We start from the raw sequence: 964 nt of genomic DNA on the forward strand, positions 1-964 counted from the left end.
CCTCCGGGCGGGGCGGGCGGGCCGCCACCCCCGGGCGGGCCGTTCCATCCGGCCCCGCCGCCCGGTTGGTGACACCGGCGGCGCGCTAACGGTGCCAAGCGGTGGCCGCCCCAATCATGCTCTCGCGCAGGGCTATTGGGGCGGTCACCGCCTAACGGGCTGTTGTCCCTAGTTGCGCGGCAGGGTGAGCCGGAATCGGGCGCCGCCCTCGTGGGGCAGGCACACCAGGTCGCCGCCGTGGGCGCGCGCCAGCGCCCGCGCGATCGCCAGGCCCAGCCCGGCGCCGCCGTGATCGCGGGCGCGACCGGCGTCCAGGCGCACCAGCCGCTCGAAGATGTTGTCCCGCTGGTCATCCGGGATGCCCGGCCCGGTGTCGGTGACGGTCACCTCCGCGAGGCCCTCGTCGGCGCGAAGGTCGACGGTGATGGCTCCGCCGGCCGGCGTATACCGGCGTGCGTTGTCGAGCAGGTTGGACACGATCTGGGACAGGCGGGTCGCGTCGGCGTTGAGGCTCAGCGTGGCCAAACCGGTGCGGCTGACGCTGATCTGCGGTGCCAGCATGGCGGCGCGATCGGCTTCCCCATCGAGGACGGCGGCCGCGTCGACGTCATGCAGCTCGAGCGCGAGCCCGGCGTCGATGCGGCTCAGGTCCAGCATGTCGGAGACGAGTCGTCCGGCGCGGCGCGCGTCGGAGAGCAGCAGGCTCGCCCGACGGTATTGCCCGTCGTCTTGATGTTGCGAGGCGCCGTGCGCGAGTTGTTCGGCGGCGACCTGGATGCCGGCGATCGGGGTGCGCAATTCGTGGGCGGCGTCGACGAGAAAGCGCCGGGTTGCGGACTCGGCGCGTTGCGCGGTGTCGGCGGCGTGCCGGGCGCGGCGCTCGGAGGTTTCCAGGGCATCCAGCATACCGTCGAAAGCCCTTGCGGCGCGACCTAATTCGGTGTCGGTGCGGTCCGGATGCAGT

General features: G+C 73.0%; 1 protein-coding gene. It reads right to left on the reverse strand.

The annotated features are described in order from the left end of the window. Window positions 1-168: 168 nt before the first annotated feature. The coding region (locus tag A5659_RS18315; RefSeq protein ID WP_197498076.1) for a cell wall metabolism sensor histidine kinase WalK at window positions 169-964 on the reverse strand (796 nt) is incomplete at its 5' end.

This window comes from Mycobacterium sp. 1165196.3 (assembly GCF_001673415.1).
GTDB lineage: Bacteria > Actinomycetota > Actinomycetes > Mycobacteriales > Mycobacteriaceae > Mycobacterium > Mycobacterium europaeum_A.